Here is a 14,474-nt window from a genome sequence, read left to right on the forward strand (position 1 = left end):
AGGCATAGGCCTTAAGCTGCGCCTGCCGCGCACCACAGCGAGAAGCGCCGCACAGGAGAAACCGATGCGCATTCTTTTGGTTGAAGACAACCGCGATATCCTGGCCAACCTGGCCGATTATCTGGGCATGAAAGGCTACACAGTGGACTGTGCCCAGGATGGCTTGTCCGGCTTGCACCTGGCTGCCACCGAACACTACGACTTGATCGTGTTGGACATCATGCTCCCCGGCATCGATGGCTACACCCTGTGCAAACGCCTGCGCGAAGATGCCCGCCGCGATACCCCGGTGATCATGTTGACCGCCCGCGACCAACTGGACGACCGCCTGCAAGGCTTCCGTTCCGGGGCGGACGATTACCTGCTCAAGCCCTTCGCCCTGTCGGAGCTGGCCGCACGCATCGAAGCGGTGCTGCGCCGCGCCCAGGGCGGCGGGCGGCGTACCCTGCAGGTCTCCGATCTCAGTTATGACCTCGATACCCTTGAGGTTACCCGCCAGGGTCGCTTGCTCAAGCTCAACCCGGTAGGCCTCAAGTTGCTGGCGGTGCTGATGCAGAAAAGCCCGCACGTTCTGCGCCGCGAAGTACTGGAGGAAGCCCTGTGGGGCGACGATTGCCCCGACAGCGACAGCCTGCGCAGCCATGTGCACCAACTGCGCCAGGTAATCGACAAACCGTTTGAAAAGCCGTTGCTGCATACCGTCCATGGCGTCGGCTATCGCCTCGCCGAGGGCCGCGATGGAGTTTAAGCAAAGCCTTGCCCAGCGCATCATCATCGCCTTTGCGCTGATGAGCGCGCTGGTGGCCGGCGCCTTTGCCTTCGGCATTGTCGCCACCGTGCACCTGGTCGAAGAGCGGCTGATTTCCTCGGTATTGGGCGGTGATCTGCAGCGCCTGCTGCGCATGGACAGTGTCGGTGACTGGAGCCACCGGCCGCGCCCCGACCAGTTGTTCTACTTCAGCGGCGGGCGTGACGATTTCGAGTTACCCAAGGACTTGCGCCACCTCGATCGGGGCTTCCACGAGGTGTTCCGCGATCAGCTGTCGTACCACGCCATGGTCGAGATCGTCGATGGCCGACGGTATGTGCTGTTGCAGGACCAGAGCGACTTCGAAGAACGCGAGCGCGTACTGTTCGCCGTGGTGGTGGTGGGCTTCGTACTCAGCCTGGTGCTGGCCGTCATTCTGGGCTGGTTGGTGGCACGCCGAGTGATGGCGCCGGTCGTGCGCCTGGCGCGCCAGGTGCGGCACCGCGACCAGTTACTGGGCCTGGCCCCGCCGCTGGCGCCGGACTATGCGGCGGACGAAGTAGGCCAGTTGGCGGTAGCCTTCGACGATACCCTGGGCCGCCTGCGTGACGCGCTGACCCGCGAGCGGCTGTTCACCAGCGACGTGAGCCACGAACTGCGCACGCCCTTGATGGTGCTGGCCACTTCGTGCGAACTGCTGATGGAGAACCCGACGCTGGACGCCCGTTCGCGCAGCCAGGTTGAGCGCGTGGCGCGGGCCACGGAAGAAATGCGCGAGCTGGTACAGACCTTCCTGATGCTGGCCAGGGCACAACGCGACGAGGGCGCCGTGGCCTCAAGGGCAACCCTGAGGGAAGTGGCCGACGAACTCATCGGCGTATGGCGCGACACGATCGAGCAGAAGGGCCTTGCCCTGTATTTCGACGGACGCGTCAGTGCCAGCCCGGTGCTGTACAACGCCACGTTCCTGCAGTCGGTGATGGGCAACCTTTTGCGCAACGCCGCCCACTACACCGACAGTGGCTATATCCGGCTAAGCCTGGAAGCCAACGGTTTCAGTGTGGAGGACAGCGGCGTGGGCATCCCCGAAGAGCAGCGCGAGGCGATGTTCAAGCCGTTCGTTCGTGGCGATGAGCGGCGCGGCGAGGGCCTGGGCCTTGGCCTGTCGCTGGTGCAGCGAATCTGCGACGACCAGGGCTGGCATGTCACCCTCACTTCGACCCTGCCGCATGGTTGCCGCTTCCAGGTGGACTTGAGCAATACCAAGGTCCAAAGCAGCCCGGACGCCATGGTCGAGTAATCTGTTGTAACAGGTCAAAGGGCGCGCAACATTTTTTTCACATGGGCATGACCTGATTCCAACGCCTGCCTGCCTAAGGTGGGCGCAATGGAGTCAGGAGATGCCCGATGCGTAGCCCCATCAAGCTTGAATTTTCCGAGAAGTACGACAAAGACCATGCCCGCGAGTACTTTCTCAAGCACCAGGACGGCCTGGCGCGACGCCTTTCCCACAAGCGAGATGAGCAGTTGGCGCGCCGCGCCCTGGCATTGGCTGGTGAGCCCGGCCTGGTACTGGACCTGCCCTGTGGTGCAGGCCGCTTCTGGCCGCTGCTGGCTGAAAAGCCTAACCGGGTGATCATTGGTGCCGACAACTCCGAAGCGATGATCGAGACAGCTTGTGCCGCGCAACCGCCAGAAGTGGTGGCACGGGTACGACCTTTGCAGACCTCGGCATTTGCCATCGACTTGCCGGACAACTCGGTGGACAGCATTTTCTGCATGCGCCTGTTCCACCACATTGGCGAATCGGCCCACAGAAAGACCATACTTTCGGAATTTCAGCGGGTTAGCCGTGATAGTGTGATCCTTTCGCTGTGGGTGGATGGCAACTTCAAGGCCTGGCGGCGGAAAAAGCTGGAACAGCGCCGCAGCGCCAAGGCCGAGCAGGACAATTACCAGAACCGTTTCGTGTTACCGGCCGAAACGGTCGAAGAAGAATTCATGGCCGCCGGCTTCAGAATCCAGGAACGCCTCGACTTCCTGCCGTTCTATGCCATGTGGCGGGTCTACGTATTGCGTAAGGGGTAGTGTTTGATGGCTGTAGCCCAGAAAGGGGAGTCGCGGTTCGATTTTTACTGGCGCCAGCAAGGCGAGTGGGTCGAGGAGCCTAACCAGCGCCGCGGCGGCGAGAGCGGCGTGCAACGCCTCAACGATGCCAATGGCAAGCTGCTGTATGCCAAGCGCCAGGTCGGGCATATCTACCGCAGCCTGCTGCACCCTTTCGGCCGGCCGACCGTATTGCGTGAACTGGATGCACTGAACAGCTTCGAGCAATTGGGCGTGCGTGTACCACGGATCGTCTTTTGTGGTGCCGAGCGCGATGCCGAGCACCAGTGGCGTGCGCTGCTGGTCAGCGAGGCGCTGGATGGCTTTGTCGAACTCGACACCTGGCATGCCGAAGGTGCACGTGAGCGTTACCCGCAGGTGGTGCATGAGCGCATGTACAAGGACCTGGCGGACAACCTGGCGCGCATGCACCTGGGGCACTGGCAGCACGGCTGCCTGTATGGCAAGCACGTATTCATCAAGGTGACTGGTGAAGGCGAGCAGGCGCGTGTCGAAGTGGCACTGCTGGACCTGGAAAAGTGCCGGCGGCGTATCAGCTGCCAGCGTGCGGCAGGTAACGACCTGCGTCAGCTGCGCCGCCATTCGTCGATCAATGACGCGGAATGGCAGACGCTGCTCTACTTTTACAAGATGGCGTTTGGCAGCGCTGTCAAAGGGTTAGAGTGATGAAACTAGAAATAGCTCGAGCTTTGTTCCTGGTGGCTGGCCTGGCGGTGACCACCGTGGCGGTGGCTGCATGGGAAGAGCCGAGGCCGACAGTGTTCAGCAAGGCTGAGATGGCTGACCAGTGCGCGTTGCCGCGGGATGTGAAACCGCAGCAACAGGTACAGGCCGCGCCGGATCAGGATTTGTTGCTGTTCCTGTTTGGCCTGCGCCAGGGATTGCGGCCGTTCGGTTGAACCCTGCGTTAGCTAGAAATGCCAGAGGCCCCGCAATCGCGGGGCCTCTGGCATTTTTGCATGAGCCTCACCGGCCTCTTCGCGGGCTTGCCCGCTCCCACAGGTACAGCGCCAGCTTCAGACGCGGCGCCGTACCTGTGGGAGCGGGCAAGCCCGCGAAGAGCTCGGATCAGGCCACAACAGCTTCCTTGGCCACCGCCTTGTGCGCCAGCAGGGTATAGATACAAGGCAGCACAAACAGGGTAAACAGCGTACCAATCGACATGCCGGTGGCAATCACCGTACCGATGTCAAAGCGGCTGACCGCCCCGGCGCCGGTTGCCAGAATCAGCGGCACCATGCCGAACACCATCGCTGCCGTGGTCATCAGCACCGGCCGCAGGCGAATCGCCGCGGCTTCCTCGATGGCCTCGCGCACGCTCAAACCACGTTCCTCACGCAACTGGTTGGCAAACTCGACGATCAGGATGCCGTGCTTGCTGATCAGGCCGATCAAGGTCACCAGCCCGACCTGGGTGTAGATGTTCATGCTCGATATACCCAGGAACAGCGGCAACAACGCCCCGCAGATCGACAACGGCACCGTCACCAGGATCACCAACGGGTCGCGGAAGCTCTCGAACTGCGCCGCCAGCACCAGGAAGATGATCGCCAGCGCCAGGCCGAAGGTGACCCACAGCGCGCTGCCTTCCTGCACATACTGGCGCGCCACGCCTGCATAGTCGAAGGCGAAGCCTTCCGGGGCCTCTTCGCGGGCGATGTCCTGCACGGTCTTCAGCGCTTCGCCCAGGCTGACCATCGGCACGCCCTGGATAATCGCCGAGTTCAGTTGCTGGAACTGGTTGAGCTGACGCGGGCGGGCGCGGTCGGTGAGGGTGATCAGGGTCGACAGCGGCAACAACTGGCCCTGGTCGTTTTTCACGTAGTAGTTGTTCAGCCAGCCGGGGTTGTCGCGGTAGGGCCGCTCGACCTGGGCGATGACCTTGTAGCTACGGCCTTCAAGGGTGAAGCGGTTTATCTCCGCTTCGCCCAGCAGGGTTGCCAACGTGCCACCGAGGGTGTCCATCGATACCCCCATCTGCGCGGCCTTGGCCCGGTCGATGTCCACCACCACTTCGGGCTTGTCGAACGCCAGGTCGATGTCGAGGAAGGCGAACTTGCCGGAATCCTGAGCGCGGGCCTTGATGCGCTGGGCCACGTCCAGCAGTGCCGGGTAGTCGCCCGCGGTATTGATCACGAACTGGAACGGCAGGCCTTCGCCGGTGCCGGGCAGGGAGGGCAGGTTGAAGCCGAAGATCTGCAGGCCGCCGATTTCCTCAAGCTTGGCCTGCACCAGCGGCAGCAATTCCATCTGCGTGCGCTCGCGTTCGTTCCAGGGTTTGAGCAGGAAGCCGCCGATGCCGGTCTGTACGCCGTTGAAGCCGTTGATCTGGAACGACGAGTAGTACTCCGGGAAGGCCTTGAACAATGGGGTGAACTGGTCGGTGTAGGCGTTGAGGTAATCGAGGTTGGCCGGCTGCGGCGCGCTGCTCATCATGAAGATCACCCCTTGGTCCTCGTTGGGCGCCAGTTCGTTCTGGGTGAACTTGAGCAGCACCGGGATCAGGCACAGGATGATCACGGCGAACACCAGCACCACCGGGCGGCTGTCCAGGGTGGCGTGCAGCAGGCGCTGGTAACGCACCTTCAGGCGTTCGAACAGCACGTCCAGGCGGTGGGCCAGGCCGCTGGAGTTCTGCTCCTGGCGCAGCAGCAGGGCGCACATCATCGGTGACAGTGTAAGTGCCACGATGCCGGAGATGATCACCGCGCCGGCCAGGGTCAGCGCAAACTCCTTGAACAGCGCGCCGGTGAGCCCGGTGAGGAAGCCGATCGGTGCATACACGGCGGCCAGGGTGATGGTCATCGACACCACCGGCAAGGCGATTTCGCGGGCGCCCTCAATGGCCGCGTCAAATGGCGACTTGCCTTCTTCCATGTGCCGGTGGATGTTTTCCACCACGACAATGGCATCGTCGACCACCAGGCCGATGGCCAGCACCATGGCCAGCAAGGTCAGCAGGTTGAGCGAGTAGCCCATCATCTGCATGAAGAACAGCACGCCGATCATCGATAACGGAATGGTCACCACCGGGATCAGCACCGAACGCAGCGCACCGAGGAACAGGAACACCACCACGATGACGATCAGTACTGCCTCGCCGAGGGTCTTGATCACTTCGTCGATCGAGGCCTGGATGAACAGCGTGGCGTCGTAGGCGATCGACACCTTCAGTGCCGCGGGCAACTGGCTTTCCAGCTCGGGCATGATGCGCCGCACTTCCTTGATCACTTCCAGCGGGTTGGCAGCCGGGGTGGCCTTGATGCCGATATACACCGAGGGGGTGCCGTCGAACGAACTGACCGTGTCGTAGTTTTCTGCACCCATCTCCACCCGCGCCACGTCGCCCAGCAGCACGCGGCTGTCACCGCTGGTCTTGACCGGCAGGGCGGCGAACGCCTCAGCCGACTTCAGTTCGGTGCTGGCGTTGATGCTGGTGACCACGTACTCGCCTTTCACCTCACCGGCAGCAGAGAGAAAGTTGTAGCGACGCACAGCGTTGGTCACGTCGGTGGCCGACAGGCCGAAGCCGGCCAGCTTGACCGGGTCGATCCAGATACGCATGGCAAACACCTGGTTGCCGAGGATCTCCGCCTCGGCCATGCCTGGCAGGGTGGCCAGCTTGGGCTGAATGACCCGCGACAGGTAGTCGGTGATCTGCGGGTTGCTCATTTCCTTGCTGTAGAAGCTGACGTACATCAGCGCCGAGGCATCGGCAGCTTCCTTGCTCAGCACCGGGTCCTCCGAGTCCTGGGGCAACTGGTTGCGCACCTCGTTGGCTTTGGCCAGCAACTCGGTGAACAAGCGGTCGCTGTCGGCGCCGATCCGCGCGTAGATGGAAATGATCGAGAAGTTCTGCCGGCTTACCGAGGTCATGTAGTCGATGCCTTCGGCGCTGGCCAGGCTTTGTTGCAGGGGCTGGGTGATGTAGCCCTGGATGGTCTCGGCGTTGGCCCCGGGGTAGGCGGTGGTCACCGTGATCAGGGCGTTTTCCATTTGCGGGTACTGGCGGATCTGCAGTTTGTTCCAGGCCTGGAAGCCCAGCAACAGGATCAGCAGGCTGACCACACTGGCCAGCACCGGGCGGCGGATGAACGGGTCGGTGAACGCCATGCCAGCCTCCTCAGTCCTTGCCCGGCGAGCCCTGTTCGGGCTTGAGGGCTTTGTCCTGGCCAATGCGGATTGCGGCGCCTGGGCTGAGCTTCAGCTGCCCGGCAGTGACCACCTGTTCGCCGACCTGCAAGCCTTTGTTGACCACCACCACGCCGTCGCGGCGCTCGCCGGTTTGTACAGTGCGTTGTTCGGCAACCAGCTGCGCTTGGCCCTTGTCGTCGTTTTCCGGCTTGCCGTCCTTGTCTTTCTTCGGCGTGGCGACGTACACCGAGTTGCCATACAGGGTGTAGGTGATGGCGCTTTCAGGCACCACCACTTGTGGCTGTGGATTGGGCAGCAGAACCAGCAGATTGGCGAACATGCCAGGCAACAGCTTGCCGTCGGGGTTGGCCAGGGTGGCGCGAACCAGCAGGTTGCGCGTGGTTTCCTCGACCTTGGGGTTGATGGCGCTAATGCTGGCGGGGAAGGTCTGGCCCGGGTAGGCGGCTACCTGCACCTGCACCTGCTGGCCCAGGCTCAACTGTGGCAGGGCCTGCTCAGGGACGTTGAAGTCCACGTAGAGGCTGGACGTGTCCTGCAAGGTCGCTATCACCGTACCGGCGGCCAGGTATTGACCAATGTCCACCTGGCGGATGCCGATGGTGCCGCTGAACGGAGCGTTGATGCTTTTCTTGATCTTCTGCGCCTTGAGTTGCTCGACCACGGCCTGGTTGCGGCGGTACTGGGTGGTGAGGCGGTCGAACTCGCCGCGTGAGATCGCCGAGTCGCCGACCAGCTGGCTGCCACGGCCGAAATCGACCTTGGCCAGGTTCAGGTCGGCCTGGGCGGTGCCGAGCAGGGCGGTTTCCTGGTCGTCGTTGAGCTGCAGTAGCGGTTGCCCGGCCTTGACCTGTTGGCCAGAGTCGAAGTGCAGGGCTTTGACGATGCCCTCCACCTCCAGGCTCAGCTCTACACCCTGCAGTGCCTTGAGGCTGCCCACGGCGGGCAGGCGCGCTTGCCACTGGCGCTGTTCGGCCAAGGCTGCCGCGACGGTGATGGGCGGCTTGGGGGCAGTGAACATCTGGATCTGCTGGTAGATCGAGAAGGCCTTGTAACCCCCCAGGGCCAGCACGATCAGCAGAACCACGGCCAACATGATGAGCATGCGGCGGCGCAGCATAGGTCCGGTTCCTTGGATTTGGTTGTTATTCGTTTAGACACGACAACGGGCGATCCTGCCCACGTGTGGATGGGGGAAGTATTGACTGTTTTTTGTGGAAAGGTTGTGAAATGCCTTCACTGGCCTCTTCGCGGGCAAGCCCGCTCCCACAGAAACCGCGTAGTCAGCGGATTGTACGGTCCCTGTGGGCGCGAGCTTGCCCGCGAAGAGGCCAGTGAAGGCAGCAGAACAATCAGACGAGATGCAGGTGGTTGTCCCAGAACCCGGACGGCAGGTTCATCGGCTGCCCGACCAGTTCTGCCTTGGTGCAATCATAAAACCGGCAACGGCCTTGCCCGGAAGTAACCACAAAACCGTTCTTCACCGCGCCGACGCCTGCGCAATCGGGCATCGATGCATCGAGCTTCACCGCACCGGTGTCCAGGTCCCAGACAAACAACCGGTTGGCCCGTGGCGCAGTCAGCGCTACCAGCCGCAACTCGCTGTGGATAGCGACACTGGCAGTGTACTGGGCCATGGCCTGCAACTGCCGCTCTGGCACCGGGAAGGCCTTGAACGGCTCGCCCGGGCGCTTGATCGCCAACAGCTGCGCCGTTTCATCGGCATCGCCCATGAACTGCTGGCAGGCGGCGATGGTGCCATCGCTGCCCACCGCCAGGTGGCGCACGCTGTTCATCTGCTGGGCCAGGGTTTCCTTGCTCAGCAGGGTGCCGTCACGCTGCATCAGTACCAGGCTTGGCTCCATGGCGTGGAGGTTCATCTCCACCCGGCTTTCGGCTTCGGTGCGGATACCACCGTTGGCCACGATCAGCGTCTCGCCGTCGGGTAGCCAGGCGACCTCGTGCGGGCCGATGCCGTGGGTCGGGATTTCGCCGGTGTGCACCAGGCGCTCGCCTTCAAAGCGGTACACGCCGAGCACACCCCGGCCTGGGTCGGTGGTGTCGTTCTCGGTGGCATATAGCCATTCGCCACCCTTGTGCACCACCGCGTGGCCATAGAAGTGCCGGTTCGGCTGCGAAACCACCGTTTGCAGCAGGCGACCGTCGCGCAAGTCGACCAGGTAGCTTTCGGTACCGGGCCGGCGGGCGACGAACAGGGCAATCGGCTGCTCGGGGTGGTGGATGATGGCGTGGCAACGCTGGGCGACCTGGGTGCTGAACACCTGGGTGCCGTCCAGGCGAAAACCGACGGCATAGTGCTTGCCGTCGCCATCGTCACGCGCCGAAAGCAGCAGGGGTTCGCTGCCTTTATTGCGGAACAGGCTCCAGCCGCCCAGGGTAAGGGCGCTGAGCAATACGCTACCGAGTTTGAGGGCCTGGCGTCGCAGCATGATCAGTCACCGTCGTTGGCATTGAAGCCCAGCTGGATGTTCAGCGCCTTGGCCAGTTCGCCTTCGTGCAGGCGGTGGACGGCGTTGAGGCTGTCGTAGATCTGGTTGAGGGTTTGCTGGCCTGCGTCGTCGGCCAGCAGCTCGCCCAGGGACTTCTGGTTGTCCGCCAGCAGTTTGAGCGAGGTAGCGTAGGCGGCGTCGATCTTGTCCGCCAGCGCTTTCTGATCGCTGGACAGCAAGCCGCGCAGGCCCTTGTTGTCGACCCCGACCCAGACGGTTTCGGCAGCCTTGAGGGTAGCTTCCAGGCTTTTCAACGAGGAGTGGCTGCGCCAGGCTTCGGCCTGCAGCGGCTGTGGGATGCCCTTGCTCTGGCGGCCCATCGGCGCGCCCAGTTTCTTCTTCAGGGTATCCAGGGCGGTGACCTGGGAGCGCAGCAGGTCTGCGATTGCCTCGTGGGAATCGGCGTAACGCTGGTTGGGGAACTTGGTCATCTGCGAAAGCATGCCGTCGGTGCTGTTCCAGCTCTTGAGGATATCCTCGGCCAGCACCTTCTGGTGCTCACCGATGGCGACCAGCAACGGGCAGTAGCGGGCTTTCTGCTCGGCAGTGGCGACGTCCGGCTTGCTGTCGAACAGGATGTACTCGTAGGCCGACAGGCCGCGTACCACCACACTGGCCTTGCCCAGGGAAGCGGCGTCGACCGGCTTGTCGCCGTTGACCAACTGCTCGACCTGGCGGCCGACCAGGTTCTTCTTGTCAGGCCAGAACTGTACCTGCCAGGCGCGGTTGCCTTCGGCCAGCGGGCCGACCAGCAGCGGCTGTAGCTCGGCCCAGGCCTTTTGCGCGTTGAGGAAGTCGGCGCGGGCCTTTTCCAGGTCTTCCTTGCCTTCGCAGTAGGCCAGGGCACTGGCGGCCAGCATGCGGTCGGCTTCGACCCAGCGGCTGTAGGTGGGCAGGATGACCTGCTTGGCGATGGCAGCGGAGGTGACTGCTTGCGGGTCCTGCGGCGAGCAGGCACCGAGGGCGAGTGCGGCGAGGCTGGTGAACAACAGTTTGGGTCGGAACATGCCCGGCTCCTTTGCGCGTTTTAAAGTGAGTTCAGGAAAGCCAGTAGCGCAGTGCGCTGCTCGGCATTGAAAGTGAGTACGAAATTGCGTGCCGCCTCGGCTTCGCCGCCGTGCCAGAGCACGGCTTCGAGAAGATTGCGGGCGCGGCCATCGTGCAGGAACTGGCTGTGGCCGCTGACCGTTTCACTCAGGCCCACGCCCCACAGTGGCGGGGTGCGCCAGTCCTGGCCGTTGGCGGCGAATTCGGTGCGCTCGTCGGCAAGGCCCGGGCCCATGTCGTGCAGCAGCAGGTCGCTGTAGGGGCGGATGACCTGGCTGGCCAGCTCTGGCTCGGCGGCGTCGACCGCAGTGGTGAACTGTGGGGTATGGCAGCCCTGGCAGCCGGCCTGGTAGAACAGGTTCTTGCCTGCCAGCACCTGCGGCGAGTTGACGTCGCGGCGTGCCGGCACGGCCAGGTTGCGGGTGTAGAAGGTGACCAGGCGCAGGATGTTGTCGCTGACTTCTTTCTCGCCACCGACGCCGTCGCCGTTGGGCGCGGCCAGGCAGTCGGCCTGCGCCGGGGTGCAATCGTCCTTGGGCTGCAGGGTGCTGGTCAGGCCCATGTCACCGACAAAGGCGTGCACGTTCTGCTGATTGACGTTGGGTTGCCCGGCCTTCCAGCCGAAGCGGCCGACCACGGTCTTGCCCTGGGCATCGTCCCACACCCGGTTGGCACGCCCGCGGATGCCGTCGTGGTTGCGGTCGTCCGGGTCTTCGTTGGCCAGCAAGTCGGCTTCGGGAATGGCTTCGAGCAGGCCCAGGCCGATCATCGGCGGGGCCACGCGGGCTGAAAAGCGTGTGTCGGGGTGCATCACGCCATAGCCGAGTTGGGTAATGTCCAGGGTTGGCTTGCGCAGTTCGACCTGGTGACCATCCTGGAATGACACGGTCTGGCTGGTGTAGCTCACCCGCACCTTGCCTTCCGGCGCCACGCCGGGGATGGCCATGTCTTGCAACTGGGTGCCGTAGACCGGCTCTGGCACCACGCCAAGGCGCTCGATCACTTTGGCCAGGTATGGCTGGTCGGGGATCGACAGGCGTACCAGCATGCCCACCGCGTTGCTGTCGCCAGGCTCCGGCGGGTGCCCACGGCCATCGCGTACGTGGCAGTTCTGGCAGGCGTTGGTGTTGAACAGCGGGCCCAGGCCATCACGCGCGGTGGTGGTGGAGGGGGCGATTACCCAGGGGTTGCGAAAGAAGCTGTTGCCCACGGCAAAGTCCAGGCGCCGTTCGGGCGAGAGGGTGGCCGAGGGCAGGGAATAGGCGTTGCGGTCGCTGCGCTGCACGGTCGCCTTGCCAGCCGACAAGGCTTCGCCGGGCTCGGCCTGGGTGAAACGCGGGGCGTCGTCACAGGCGGCGAGGGCAAAGGCCAGCAGCAGGGGGGCGAGTCGGGACAGCGACGAGGACATCGAGAATCCTGGGCGTGGGCGAAAAACCGGCGTGCAAGCTTATCAGGCCCAGGATCATTGAATAAGAGCAATTTGCGTTTGCTTGATGAAATCGTCGCTGTTTGGGGCGGTCAGGCCATGAGCAGCCTGAACTGCCGGTTGACCAGGCTGACGATCAGGTTCTTGCTGCCGCCATCGTGATTGTCGCCTGCCACCTCGATGACTTCCTCGCTTGCATACTCCATGCTACTGGCCGTGAGGCACTTGATGACGTCCTGGTGTGCGGGTTGCCAGTAGTCTTGGAATACCCAGATGCTGGTCTCGGCAGCTGGGCCGAGGATCAAGCGCAAGGCCTTGTAGTTTTCTTCCGATTTGCCGATCCACGGAACGGCGAGCGAGCCGTTCCAGACGTGCTGTGCGCCTATCGCCAGGCTTTGGCCGCGGTTTTCACCGTCGACCAGGGTCAATGTATAGGGTGTGTTGTTGGCGATGGAGCGCAGGTAGGTGAGGCTGGCCATGGGGGCATTTCCTTCTATTGTCGATTTTTAGGGCGTGGCAACGGGCTGATCGGGGCGCGATAGACGTAGGCCGCGAGCAGCGTGATCTCATTGAAAGGGGGCTCGAGTTCGCTGGACAGAAAGCGGCCTAATGGCTGCAAGCCCTGTTCGAAGGCGACTGCCTCGAACATTCGGCGGTCAGTTTCGTTGGGGTCGTAGAGGTAGATCTTGCCGGGGCGTGCGACCACTCGACACATCTCCCGGGCGACGTGGTAGGTAATAGGGGCGCCCATCAAGGTCACGTGGGGGACAGCACGATCGTCGAGCGGAAAGTCCGGAGCGTCGTATTCGTATACGAGAATGATGTTGGGGATGTGCTCGCCGGCGAATGGCCCGTTGGAAATGCGTTGGCCAATCTTGTTCAGGTTGTACGCATTGCTGAAACCGGTAATGAGGTTTTGTCCCGGCACAGTCTGGACAATTCGGCCTTCACCCCAGACATCAAGAATTTGCAGCACGGTGCCTCCTGCTTGGCATTCCAATGAAGGCCTGCAGGATGAACGCTGGTCCGCGTGCTCGGCAGCGGGAAGTGATGCCAGGCAAACGAAAACGCCCGGCACGAGGCCGGGCGTATGGGGTGAAGCGCTATCGCCGGATCAGAACTCGTGATCCGCGGTATCCGGGTTCAGGTTGGCAATACCCAGCTTGCCGGCAGCTTGCTCGATCGCACCGGTCTGTTTGACCAGAGAGGCGATGGCGTCACGCACGATCTGGTTGCCCGCAGCGTTGTCGGCCGCGATCAGCTGGTCGTAGTGCTCGCCTTTGAGGGCGTGGTCGACCATTACCTGGATCTTGGCTTCGGTCGCTTCCAGGTCAGCCTTGAGGGTGGCGTCGGCGGCCGGGTCAACCTTGGCCACCAGCGACGACAGGCTCGGGCCGGTCAGCTTGGTGCCGTCCGGGCGGGTGTACTCGCCCAGATAGACGTTGCGGATGCCTTTGGCATCGTAGAAGTGCGAATAGTGGGTGTTGTCGCTGAAGCAGTCCTGCTCATCTTCCGGCGAGTTGGCTTCCAGCGAAACCTTCATGCGCTCGCCCGCCAGTTCACCCAGCGACAGGCTGCCCATGCCGAACAGCATCTTGCGCAGGCCGTCGTTGACCGGCTCGGCTTCCAGCTTGGCGCGGTAGTTGTCGGCGACGTTCGGTGCCCAGTTGCCGACCATCTCTTCGAGGTCGCTGACCAGCAGTTGGGTCACTGCCTTCAGGTAGGCGCGGCGGCGCTCGTTGTGGCCACCGGTAGCGCCCTGGCCTTCCAGGTAATCGGAGGCCGGGCGGGCGCCGGCACCTGGGCCGGTACCGTTCAGGTCCTGACCCCAGAGCAGGAACTCGATGGCGTGGTAGCCGGTAGCGACGTTGGCCTCGGAACCACCCAGCTCGTTCAGGCTGGCCAGCTTCTCGGGGGTGATGTCCTTGACGTCGACCTTCTCTTCGCCCACCTGGATCTCGGTATTGGCGATGATGTTGGCGCTGGCGGCCGGGTTGCCCAGGGCGTGCTCGTAGCTCTTGTCGACGTAGTCGATCAGGCCTTCGTCCAGCGGCCAGGCGTTCACTTGCCCTTCCCAGTCGTCAATGATGGTGTTGCCGAAGCGGAAGGCTTCGGATTGCAGGTACGGAACGCGCGAGGCGAACCAGGCTTCCTTGGCTGCCTTCAGGGTTTCGTCGTTTGGCTTGGCCAGGAACGCGTCGACTGCGGTCTGCAGGGTTTTGGCGGTGCTCAGCGAGTCGCTGTACACGGCATGGACCATTTCGGCGTAATGCTTGACCACGGCTTTGCCGGCGGCTTCATCGACAGCCCCTGGCGCAGCAGCGGTGGTGCTGGCGGCAGCAGGTGCCTGGGCTTGCGGCGCGGCGGCTTTTTCGTCCTTGCCTTCGCCGCAGCCGGCGAGAGCGATGGCAATGGCCAGCAGACTGGCGGAGGCCAGAGGCATTCGAATCATTGTTGGTTTTCC

At 63.1% G+C, this 14,474-nt stretch carries 13 protein-coding genes; 5 read left to right on the forward strand and 8 right to left on the reverse strand.

Annotated elements, in window-relative coordinates:
* The first annotated feature begins 64 nt into the window (after positions 1-64).
* The 5 genes from colR (at position 65) to ACIQUI_RS01895 (ending at position 3,774) form a co-directional block, all read left to right on the forward strand.
* A complete protein-coding gene (gene colR / locus ACIQUI_RS01875) occupies positions 65-748 on the forward strand; it encodes a two-component system response regulator ColR (protein ID WP_016488935.1) in 684 nt (227 codons plus the stop codon).
* A complete protein-coding gene (locus ACIQUI_RS01880) occupies positions 738-2,048 on the forward strand; it encodes a sensor histidine kinase (protein WP_403194509.1) in 1,311 nt (436 codons plus the stop codon). The genes colR and ACIQUI_RS01880 overlap by 11 nt, the downstream gene beginning before the upstream one ends.
* A gap of 107 nt (positions 2,049-2,155) precedes the next feature.
* Complete coding sequence (locus ACIQUI_RS01885; protein ID WP_372029413.1) at positions 2,156-2,836, forward strand: class I SAM-dependent methyltransferase; 681 nt, start codon at positions 2,156-2,158, stop codon at positions 2,834-2,836.
* Positions 2,837-2,842: 6 nt separating this feature from the next.
* The gene (locus ACIQUI_RS01890) at positions 2,843-3,541 is read left to right on the forward strand and encodes a lipopolysaccharide kinase InaA family protein (RefSeq protein ID WP_403194511.1); all 699 of its coding nucleotides are present in this window, start codon (positions 2,843-2,845) and stop codon (positions 3,539-3,541) included.
* Positions 3,541-3,774 (forward strand): hypothetical protein, encoded by a 234-nt coding sequence (locus tag ACIQUI_RS01895; protein ID WP_403194513.1) that lies wholly within the window; start codon positions 3,541-3,543, stop codon positions 3,772-3,774. The genes ACIQUI_RS01890 and ACIQUI_RS01895 overlap by 1 nt, the downstream gene beginning before the upstream one ends.
* Before the next feature lie 169 nt (positions 3,775-3,943).
* Here the strand turns inward: ACIQUI_RS01895 and ACIQUI_RS01900 are convergent, their stop codons facing one another.
* The 8 genes from ACIQUI_RS01900 to ACIQUI_RS01935 form a co-directional block, all read right to left on the reverse strand.
* Entirely contained in the window at positions 3,944-6,988 is a 3,045-nt protein-coding gene (locus ACIQUI_RS01900) for a multidrug efflux RND transporter permease subunit (protein ID WP_403194516.1), read from the reverse strand.
* Between the two features lie 10 nt (positions 6,989-6,998).
* Positions 6,999-8,147 carry an efflux RND transporter periplasmic adaptor subunit gene (locus tag ACIQUI_RS01905; RefSeq protein ID WP_403194518.1) on the reverse strand — a complete coding sequence of 383 codons (1,149 nt, stop codon included), beginning with the start codon at positions 8,145-8,147 and terminating at the stop codon, positions 6,999-7,001.
* Positions 8,148-8,379: 232 nt separating this feature from the next.
* Complete coding sequence (locus ACIQUI_RS01910) at positions 8,380-9,477, reverse strand: DUF1513 domain-containing protein (protein ID WP_403194520.1); 1,098 nt, start codon at positions 9,475-9,477, stop codon at positions 8,380-8,382.
* A gap of 2 nt (positions 9,478-9,479) precedes the next feature.
* On the reverse strand, positions 9,480-10,544 hold the full coding sequence (locus ACIQUI_RS01915; protein ID WP_403194522.1) for an imelysin family protein: 1,065 nt from the start codon (positions 10,542-10,544) through the stop codon (positions 9,480-9,482).
* A 20-nt stretch (positions 10,545-10,564) separates the two neighbouring features.
* Positions 10,565-11,992, reverse strand: coding sequence for a di-heme oxidoredictase family protein (locus tag ACIQUI_RS01920; RefSeq protein WP_403194524.1), 1,428 nt, complete (start codon positions 11,990-11,992; stop codon positions 10,565-10,567).
* A 110-nt stretch (positions 11,993-12,102) separates the two neighbouring features.
* Positions 12,103-12,489 (reverse strand): hypothetical protein, encoded by a 387-nt coding sequence (locus ACIQUI_RS01925; RefSeq protein ID WP_403194526.1) that lies wholly within the window; start codon positions 12,487-12,489, stop codon positions 12,103-12,105.
* Positions 12,490-12,503: 14 nt separating this feature from the next.
* On the reverse strand, positions 12,504-12,986 hold the full coding sequence (locus ACIQUI_RS01930; protein WP_403194528.1) for a hypothetical protein: 483 nt from the start codon (positions 12,984-12,986) through the stop codon (positions 12,504-12,506).
* 138 nt (positions 12,987-13,124) lie between these two features.
* Positions 13,125-14,462: an imelysin family protein gene (locus ACIQUI_RS01935; protein ID WP_403194530.1), complete on the reverse strand. Its 1,338-nt coding sequence runs from the start codon at positions 14,460-14,462 to the stop codon at positions 13,125-13,127.
* Positions 14,463-14,474 lie beyond the last annotated feature (12 nt).

Source organism: Pseudomonas sp. NPDC090592 (assembly GCF_044769185.1).
Taxonomy (GTDB): domain Bacteria; phylum Pseudomonadota; class Gammaproteobacteria; order Pseudomonadales; family Pseudomonadaceae; genus Aquipseudomonas.

Excerpts from the sequence above, each read along its gene's own strand:
- ACIQUI_RS01885 (WP_372029413.1), top strand. The coding sequence starts at position 2,156 with ATGCGTAGCCCCATCAAGCTTGAATTTTCCGAGAAGTACGACAAAGAC.
- ACIQUI_RS01935 (WP_403194530.1), bottom strand. The coding sequence starts at position 14,462 with ATGATTCGAATGCCTCTGGCCTCCGCCAGTCTGCTGGCCATTGCCATC.
- ACIQUI_RS01920 (WP_403194524.1), bottom strand. The coding sequence starts at position 11,992 with ATGTCCTCGTCGCTGTCCCGACTCGCCCCCCTGCTGCTGGCCTTTGCC.
- ACIQUI_RS01880 (WP_403194509.1), top strand. The coding sequence starts at position 738 with ATGGAGTTTAAGCAAAGCCTTGCCCAGCGCATCATCATCGCCTTTGCG.
- ACIQUI_RS01925 (WP_403194526.1), bottom strand. The coding sequence starts at position 12,489 with ATGGCCAGCCTCACCTACCTGCGCTCCATCGCCAACAACACACCCTAT.
- ACIQUI_RS01900 (WP_403194516.1), bottom strand. The coding sequence starts at position 6,988 with ATGGCGTTCACCGACCCGTTCATCCGCCGCCCGGTGCTGGCCAGTGTG.
- ACIQUI_RS01895 (WP_403194513.1), top strand. The coding sequence starts at position 3,541 with ATGAAACTAGAAATAGCTCGAGCTTTGTTCCTGGTGGCTGGCCTGGCG.
- ACIQUI_RS01915 (WP_403194522.1), bottom strand. The coding sequence starts at position 10,544 with ATGTTCCGACCCAAACTGTTGTTCACCAGCCTCGCCGCACTCGCCCTC.
- ACIQUI_RS01910 (WP_403194520.1), bottom strand. The coding sequence starts at position 9,477 with ATGCTGCGACGCCAGGCCCTCAAACTCGGTAGCGTATTGCTCAGCGCC.
- colR (WP_016488935.1), top strand. The coding sequence starts at position 65 with ATGCGCATTCTTTTGGTTGAAGACAACCGCGATATCCTGGCCAACCTG.
- ACIQUI_RS01905 (WP_403194518.1), bottom strand. The coding sequence starts at position 8,147 with ATGCTGCGCCGCCGCATGCTCATCATGTTGGCCGTGGTTCTGCTGATC.
- ACIQUI_RS01890 (WP_403194511.1), top strand. The coding sequence starts at position 2,843 with ATGGCTGTAGCCCAGAAAGGGGAGTCGCGGTTCGATTTTTACTGGCGC.